This is a genomic window from uncultured Thiodictyon sp. (assembly GCA_903837595.1).
In the GTDB taxonomy this organism is placed as follows: domain Bacteria; phylum Pseudomonadota; class Gammaproteobacteria; order Chromatiales; family Chromatiaceae; genus Thiodictyon.
In genome coordinates this window covers 1-8,278 of the sequence record CAILVI010000278.1, presented here as the reverse complement: position 1 = coordinate 8,278, position 8,278 = coordinate 1, and the positions used below count along the sequence as shown (strand labels likewise).

The 8,278-nt window shown below is 61.4% G+C and carries 5 protein-coding genes and 1 pseudogene; all 6 read right to left on the bottom strand.

The genetic code is table 11. The features are described 5' to 3' along the window. Positions 1-270, bottom strand: a pseudogene (locus QZY44_RS15270) (hypothetical protein); the annotation flags it as partial. A 51-nt stretch (positions 271-321) separates the two neighbouring features. Continuing rightward, positions 322-1,335, bottom strand: coding sequence for a type I-C CRISPR-associated protein Cas7/Csd2 (gene cas7c, locus QZY44_RS15265; RefSeq protein ID WP_295447736.1), 1,014 nt, complete (start codon positions 1,333-1,335; stop codon positions 322-324). Then, positions 1,332-3,128: a type I-C CRISPR-associated protein Cas8c/Csd1 gene (gene cas8c, locus QZY44_RS15260; protein WP_295447733.1), complete on the bottom strand. Its 1,797-nt coding sequence runs from the start codon at positions 3,126-3,128 to the stop codon at positions 1,332-1,334. Before cas8c ends, cas7c begins: the two co-directional genes overlap by 4 nt. Before the next feature lie 2 nt (positions 3,129-3,130). Further along, positions 3,131-3,910, bottom strand: coding sequence for a type I-C CRISPR-associated protein Cas5c (cas5c, locus tag QZY44_RS15255; RefSeq protein WP_295447730.1), 780 nt, complete (start codon positions 3,908-3,910; stop codon positions 3,131-3,133). Between the two features lie 192 nt (positions 3,911-4,102). Further along, entirely contained in the window at positions 4,103-6,406 is a 2,304-nt protein-coding gene (gene cas3 / locus QZY44_RS15250) for a CRISPR-associated helicase Cas3' (protein ID WP_295447726.1), read from the bottom strand. 458 nt (positions 6,407-6,864) lie between these two features. Then, positions 6,865-7,599: a hypothetical protein gene (locus tag QZY44_RS15245; RefSeq protein WP_295447723.1), complete on the bottom strand. Its 735-nt coding sequence runs from the start codon at positions 7,597-7,599 to the stop codon at positions 6,865-6,867. Positions 7,600-8,278: the final 679 nt, after the last annotated feature.

Here is an 8,278-nt window from a genome sequence, read left to right as displayed (position 1 = left end):
CACGTCGCACTTGCCGATCAGCCCCCAGTGTTCGCTCCAGACCGGCAGGGCGTATTCTATCCGCGCTCCCTCGTGTCCGGCCACATGAGCCGCGCGGTCGACACGCTCATGTTCGGCGTTCCCCCTGGCAGTATGAATATTTTGCTCGAATTCCCCGTCCAGGTAAATGAGTCCGCAACGCCGCGGGCAATAGCTATATTGGTTGAGCGCCGAGAGGTTGATGGGGTCGGCCGTCAGGGGCACCAGGACAGGTGCGGGGCTATCGTTCACATCCGCCTCCTGAGTCCTTCCCGTCAACCGGGAAGGGTTACGTTGCCGGGTCTATTCAGGTAGCTTGCCATCGATCAGCAATTCAACCCCGGCGGGCAGGCGCTCCGGATGAGGTGTGACCACATAGTCAGCGAAGGTCCGCGGTGAGCCCTGCAAGTCTGGGTGATGGCTGACCTCGATGATCGCGTTGGGCTGTTCGCGTCCGGGTTGCGAGAAGTCCAGCATTCGCTGGGCGGGCGCGCAACCGAGCATGGCTTGACGCACCTTCTGAGCCGCGTCGGTATCCGTGCCGACGTGCTTGAAGACATAGAGCGCACGGCAGGACATGACGCCCTTGGAGGCTGAGCGGTCGTGGTCCCACATGCCGAGCAGGGCCTCCCAGAGGTGGGCGAGGTCATCATCGGAAAACCCGGTGCCCTGTGCCAAGTGCGCGGAGACGAAGCCTTTGCAGGCATAGAGGCCATAGGGGATCAGGGACTTGCGGCCCATGGTGCGGAGTTCATCTTCGGATTGGCGCTCCTCCCAAGCGCGAAACTCTGCCGATCCAATATTTGCGCCCTTGATCTCATTGTCCGCCACGGCCATCCGTGTGATCGATGCATCTATTGGCAGGATTGGATCGAGTGACCTAGAAAATGCGACCTGGACGGGACCGCGTACTTGACCGGCGTTTGGTCCGGTTGACATAACCGCGCCAAATGTGCGGACGTCAAAGAAGGTTTGACACATCCAGTCCTTTGCATCGTTTGCCTTTCCTTTAGTGGTTTTCCATTTCTTTGCCTGTGAGTCGAAAGGGGGCATTCCCCCGGTCTTTTCATGCCCGAGGGCAATCTTCGTGTTCAGATTTGTTGCGTGCTCCACGAATATCGCATTAGGTGCGGTGTTTGCGAATGCCGTCTGAACATAGTTGCGTACACGGCGCTTGATCGCGACATCGGATACCAGACCGTGCATGTCCTCGGGGTCCAGCCGGGGGCTATTCCCGGCATCTGGGTCACCGTTGGGGTTGCCGTTCTCGCAATCGAAAAGATAGAGAAATTCGTAGCGGTTCTGTATAGCAGTCACTTCTTGTCTCCTTCTGATGATGCACGGTCTTCGGCAGGTGCGACATCGCCGTCGCTGGTTTTCTTGTCGGGGCGGAGGGCGGCCAATTGCTGATAATAGCCCAAGGCGAAGAGGCCCTGGCCTTCGAGATCGAGGATACGTGGGGCGCCGTCACCCAGACGGCCCATGACCTCGGCCAACTGGTTCTCGAACCGCCAGGCGAGCCCGGGGTTGAGTTTTCCTAAGTGATTGCGAGAATTAGCGGCGAGTCGGCCGATGATAAGGCCCGGGGTCTGGCTGGCTGCTGCATAGTAGCGCTGGACAACACCGGCCCCGACATCCCCCAAGGCGGCCCGTTGCAGATTGGCGAAGACGGCTAGCAGGCGCCCGCAGTGATAGGCGGCGGCCGGGTGGTCCTGGTTGAGATAGGTGGTCATGGTAGCGTCACCTCCGGGAGTGAGTCGAACGAAGTAGGCCCGAATGAGGCCCATCCTGGCGTGATTGATCGGGGGTTGGTCTTTGTCGACGCGTTCGGCGCGCAAACGGGCCAGCGCCAGCGCCAGGAAGGATCGTGGGATCGGCAAGCCCTGGACCGCAACGCGCCATAGAGTGGCAGCGATCGGTGCTGGCAGATCTTTGAGTTCGCGTACCAGGGCGCCGCAAACCGCCATGAATTTGGGGTCACGGGCTAGGCCGTGACCGTCGCGGGCAACGATGCCAAGATCGGTGAACCAGGCGGCGATATGTCCGGCGAGGTCTTCAAAGCGTCCCTCCATCCAGTCTCGCACCATAACCCGCCCGGCGGCGCCCGAGAGGGTGAGGGCGTAATAGCGGTTGTCGCCCAAGTCCGCGCGTTGGCCGGAGCGGATGGCGTCGAGCAAGCGGCGGACCGCGGAGAGTGCCGTGGCCTCGGTCTGCTCTTCAGTCTCCATGCTCATCAGGAGGGCGACGAGATCGTCCGCGGGAGCGATCCTGTCCTTGTACCAGTGGACGACCAAGGCATTGGCCAGCTTGCGGCTGTGGTTGCGGATCAGGTCGTTGAGCCCGTCGACATAGCGCTGGACGGCTTCTTCGCCCATGGCCGCATTGGCGGACTTGTCCAGTCCAAAAGAAGCGAATGAAGCCTTGTCAAAGCCTGCCATAACGTCGCCAAAAGAATTCGGTTTCCCGTCTGGTCCAGGTAACCCAATGATCTTCGGATGTGCGAGTAGCGGAATGACAGGTTTTCCAGTAAGTATACACACCATGCTGCCTGGGGGAGTCGCTTTTTTGCCCAGATCCAGTTCGGGCTCGGGTAACGTGCCCCCTTGGTCTGCTCTGCGCCAATCGCTCCACCAACGCTGAACCTCCTGAGACTCACGCGGGTCCCTGCCTGCGATGCTCCAAGTCATCCAGTCCGTGTGCTTAGCCTTCTGCTCAATGAGAGCCGCACGAACCTTGGCAACGTGGTCGGGATTGGCAATCAACTTTGCAATTGGCGCCAGTATAGGTACGGAGGCAGCGGCCTGACGCAGCAGGTCGACGTAGTAGGCGTGGCGTTTGCTAGTCCTGTCGTCTTGGGGCTCATCACCTTTCGTAAGGAGGGCCACGTACTGACACGGCTCGACGAGAAAATGCGCACGGCCCCCGCCTTGCATGCTGTGCATATCCGGGCAGCGGGGGAGCTCTTTAGCGCGCTTAGCATCACCTAGCGGAATGATGTTCAGGAAGCGCCCATCGGCCGCCAACTCAACAGACCATCGCACCGGTCGGGACGTAAAGCCCGGTTCAGATGGGCCTAGGCGACGGGCGTAATCTGCGACTTGCTGGAGCATGATTACATCTCCCTGGACTTCTGGACGGTAGGACTGTCGAAAGGCGGAACGTCAATGACACCGCCACGGAGGGTGGCGTCGAAGAGGCTGATGTAGGGCGGATCGCCATCCTTAACGATCTCTAGCGACAGGTCGAACACGTCGTAGAGCATGAGACCCAGGTGTTGGTCAATGGGGATCGGTGGCAATATGCCGGTTTCTGAGTCTTCTAGATATTCGAAAAAGGCGGGGAATTCACGACAGCCGAAATAGGGTTGCTGGAAGCACTTGCCAGCGCTGGCACGGCGTTGAAACTGGCTATTCATCGAATTCTGGTCCGATCGGAAGCCTGGTTTAGGCACAATCCGGGCACTGATTCGGTAGTGGACATCTTTTAGGGCCATCGTTTGGCGTTGTGTCCTACCTCTGGTCTGGTCGCCTTTTTTCGCGCCGGGCTTAAGAAAAAAATCCTCTCCTGCGTCAGCCCATATTATTGGGTCTGAGTCCGGTTTGCCACCTAAAAAATCTCGTATCTTGGTCGCAGAAGCCACTTCTTTTACTTCATTACGCCTCAAAGCGATGTAGCGGGGGATCTTGAGGACCGCGATGCGGGTAATTTGCCAATGGAAATAAGGGCGTATCTGGTTGCCTGTGCGGCGGGCGTCCCAGTAAATCGCATCGAAGATACCCCGTGCGGCCGATGGGGTGATGACTGGATAAGAAAAGCGCTCTACCTTCATCTCCGGCCGGGTGAAGCAGGCGAAGTCGCCCCAGACTTCGATGGTATGCGTGCCGTTGGCCATGGGTTCCTCCTGATGGATTGTCGATTCAGTAATCAGTAGCCTTGATCGTCACTCCGGCCGACGGCCTCGGGGCGCACAGCGCCCAACACCGGCGTGACACCGCGGCAGCGGTGTCACGAGCGGTCTTTTGGTCGTAGTCAGCCGTTCCCGAAACAGTGTACCTCTATTTTGCGGTACCGCTGAACAATGGGTTCAGCCAATGAGTACCGGGTCCGATTGGGGCAGGATAAGCCCCAGCGTCTCGTCGTAATGCTTGCCGTGCGGGTCTTCGAGGATGAACCACGCGTCCTGTTGGCGATCCGCCTTGCCAGTGCGACGCAGCTTGGCAGGAATCATGATACTCCAGGCGGGATGGTCGGCCCTGGGACGATAGACGCTGACGGCAAGTCCCTGGGCGCTGCGCATCCAGGCGCCACCGATGCCGTCGGCTTCTGCTTCGTTACGCAATGACTCATAGTCTTCGATCTGTTCGGCCCAGGGGACCAATACCTGGATGGCATCCTGCTCGATGAGCCGATAGCGGCGGGCGATCTCCGGAAAGTCCCGGGCATTGATTGCTTCCTCGAAGCTCGGGTTCTGGCTGGCTGGTTGGCTCAGGTCGTAGAGTTGCCGGTAGTAGTTCTGAAAGGCCGCCGGGTCGTTGATGTCGATGGTGCCGTGCTCCAAGAGTATCCGCCGGGTCATCTCGGCTGCCTGGAAATAGGCGTGGGTCGGGTAACGTCGGCGCCAATCGCCCTGCTCCTCGGGGTCGAAGACCCGCACCTCGCCCGATTCGTGCAACCGCCCCTCGCGATTGCACCGGCCCGCTGCCTGGGCGATGGCCTCCAGCGGTGCGAAGGCTCGGAACACGCGAGGGAAATCCAGGTCGACGCCGGCCTCAACGCATTGGGTGGAAATGAGGCGGCAGGGCTCACCGGCGGCGAGTCGTTTCCGGACGCGGCTCAGCACGGCCCGCCGGTGAACCGGGCATAGGTTAGTCGACAGGTGGACGATGTCAGGCGCGTTGCCCAAGGCTTGCAGCAGTGCCAAGGCGTGGCGTTTAAGATTGACCACGACGAGGGCTTGGGGGATATTTTGAAGCTCTTCGGCGAGGTTGTCCCAGGTCCGCTTCTCGCCCGGGTTCGGCCAGGTCACACTGACGCGCTTCAAGGCGGCGAATAGTGTCGGATGATCGGGTACGGCCTCGACTGGTTGCCAGCCGGGGGCCGCGTGTTTGCTGACGGCCTGATGCAGCGAGTCGAAGGCGGGTTGAGTGGCAGTGGCGAAGACGACGCTCGTTCGGTAGGCGGCTGACAGGTGCGACAGGGCGGCCAGGGTCGGCACGGCAAGATGCGTCGGCAGGCTTTGGGCCTCGTCGAACAGGATCACGGATTCCATCAGGTTATGGAGTTTGCGGCAGGCGGATGGGCGATTCGAGAACAGTGACTCCAACAATTGGACGTTGGTGGTGATGACGATGGGGGCATCCCAGTTCTCGGCCAGCAATCGGCGCTCACGCTCCTGGGGCGTAAGGGCGTCGGCCTGGGTAGTCTCGGCGCCGAGTCCGGCCAGGCTGTGGTGCTCCAGCACAAAGTGTGCAGGGAAGTCGGCGAAGACGGCGCGATAGACTTGGGCGGTCTGCTCAATGATGGTGAGGAAGGGGACAGCGAGCACGATGCGCTTGAGCTTGTGGCGGTGCGCCTGCTCCAGCGCGAACTTGAGCATGGCTAAGGTCTTGCCGGAGCCGGTGGGCGCTGTCAGCGTAAAGCACCCGGTAGCTGATTGGGCGGCCGTGGTGCATGCCTGCCAGAGTGATTCGCGCGCCTCACGGACGGCGGGTTGCGCCTGGGTTCCCGGGCGTATGCCCTCGCGCATGTAGCGATCGAGTGCGTCCAGGGCCGCGTGCGGGTCGAGTGCCGGGCCTGGGGTACGCGGACACTTGCCAGCGGCGTTGCCTTCAAAGTGCGCCTCGGTGTCCAGAAAATCGGCGTCGACCAGGCAGGAGAAGAGCAGGCGGACGTCCAGCATGGCAGCGACGGCGTGGTGCCAGGAGGTGATGGCCTTGATCGTGGGTGGTGTGAATTCCAGGCCGTCGGCATCGGCGCGCTTCAGTAATCGCTCTAAGTCGGGGTCTGAGAGGGCCAGCCCTAGCGGGTGTTGGCTGGTCAGTTTCGTTGGGTCCAGCCCCATCAGTCCGGTTGGGTCGGCCCGTTGAAGCCCGACGTGATGGCCTTGAATGGCGAGTGCGGCGGCGATTGCCCGGTGTTGCTTCAGGGCCAGCCAGGCGCCCAGGGACCAATGATCTAGGCCCGAGTCTCGCCCCCGCAGGCGGGCTTGGAAACGGTCGGCATACTTGCCGAGGTCGTGCTGGTCTCCGGCGAGACCGGCTTCCTCGCGCCACGGGGCGGTGCCCGAGAGGGTTCGGGCGCGGCGGCCAACGGACTTCAGATGGTCGTTCAGGAGGTGCCAATCGCCGGCGGCGTTGGCGCTATGGGCGTAGAAATCCGCATCGTCCACTGCGTTCCCTCCTGTGTTCACTCTCAAGTCCGAGTCCCCGGGCGCTGTGCGCCACAGGGCCATGTGCGTGCGGGCTTGAGACCCGGTTCGGGTGTCGGGTTCTGCCGGACGCCGGGGATGCAGGCTTCAGCGGCAACCCTTCTGGCATTTGAGGATAAACCAGGGAGGCCCTTTGCGGCAATTGGCGGTCGGGACGGTCGGGGCGGGGGAGAGTTATTCGAGCGCGGCCTTGACCATCAAGCTGGCTGTTGGGAGCGCCGTATTTCAGTGCGGAGCCGTCTCGCAAACGGCCACTGGGTGGTGATCTGCGGGACCTTGATGGTCGTTCCGGCCAGTTCGCTATTTTCTGCGAGTCAGCGGCGGCTGAGAGGTTGCCGTCCCTGGCCGGGATTCCGGCGTCCCGGCCGGAATGACGGCGCGCCCCTGGCCGCAACGTCGGTCACGGTCATTCTCAGCGGCTAGGGCGCGCAAGCGATGACCAGATCATCGCTGAAGGCTCCGACCTGCTTGTCTTTCAGCCTGTAGACCGCGGTATAGCGCCGCAGTTCGGCCGTGCCCATGTGGAGCAATGGGCGGTCATCAACGAAGGGCGAGGCCATGACATGGCTCAGCAAGACCCAGTCCTCGTCGGTTTCGCGTTTACAGTAGAGGTTGATGCCGTCGCTTTCACGCTTGGTGAAACTCAAGACGACCACACCTGCGGTCTGATCGAGCGCGGTCAGATCGGGTTTTGCGGCGGTGAGATCGACCAGGTGTCTAGGGCCTTCGATCCCAAGCACATCACCCTGTTCCTTGGTATAACCGCGATGCGCCTTGATGCGCCGGACCAGGCCCCGGAACTCCTCCTCCAGATGGCGGCGACTGGCGTTCTTTTTGGTCGTCGCCCCCTTGGCGGCGGCCGCGGCCTTGCTGGCGAGGGCGAGGTCGGCATCAAAATCGCCGCCGGCTGCGGTGACGGGGGCCACATCCTCTTGCGTGAGGCCATAAGCCCCCGGATCGGGCGTCAGCGTTGAGATGGCACGAGCGACGGCGATCGCGAGATCGCTGTCTCTATTGGGGAGAAAATCAGTTTTTGCCATGTTGGCTTTCTCCAGGCTGACTACACTGGAATGCTGGCGGCGCTCCCTCGCCTCGGCCGAGGATCGCGGCGGGCCGTCCCGCGCTGGGATCGCACCATTGCAGAACGGAGCCATCGCCTTCCAAGACGCGCTGGTGCAATTGTGGAATGCACCGGTACCATTCCATGATCCAGTCGTACCATTCCAAGACCCACCCATAGGGTTTAGGGTTTCAACGGTGCGGTTGCGGGGCTCAGACGTGCGGTTTTGGAGCGCAACCTTGAGGTTCCAGAGCGCAACCATACGGGTGTAGCGCAACACCTTGTGTGCCCAGTGTAACGGTATGATATATTTCGCGTTATGGCGCTTTGGGTGAGTCTTGGAATGGTGCGGTTACAGAGCGCAGACGTGAGGTTGCAGAGCGCGGACGTGCGGTTGCAGTGCCGAGCCGTGCGGGTCCATTCTGCGACGGGCCGGTCGCACTCTCCGTTGGTCCGATTTCAGTCTGGCGCGGGTCCTGGCGAAACCCCAGTGGTGCGATTCCACCTTCCTCCGCCATGGCCGCGCCCCCCGACGGCGCGCCTCGCCGCTGCACGCCCGATAAACCCCTTGCGGGTGTCATCATGGCAATTGGCCTTGCGGCGATCCATCCGCGGCATCGACTGGTTAGGTTCGCCGGCGGGTTCGCCGCGAAGCGCTCTTGCCATGCAAAAAAGTGTAGTTCAAAACGGCCAAAATGCTAGGTCCCCGCTCACGTATTTTTGCGCCAAGGCGGCATGTTTGCCGAGAAATCATCTTGGCGAGCTTGGCGCCT

Bases quoted from the DNA above. Each gene is read 5' to 3' on its own strand.
- cas8c (WP_295447733.1), bottom strand. From the start codon at position 3,128: ATGCTCCAGCAAGTCGCAGATTACGCCCGTCGCCTAGGCCCATCTGAA.
- cas5c (WP_295447730.1), bottom strand. From the start codon at position 3,910: ATGGCCAACGGCACGCATACCATCGAAGTCTGGGGCGACTTCGCCTGC.
- QZY44_RS15245 (WP_295447723.1), bottom strand. From the start codon at position 7,599: ATGGCTCCGTTCTGCAATGGTGCGATCCCAGCGCGGGACGGCCCGCCG.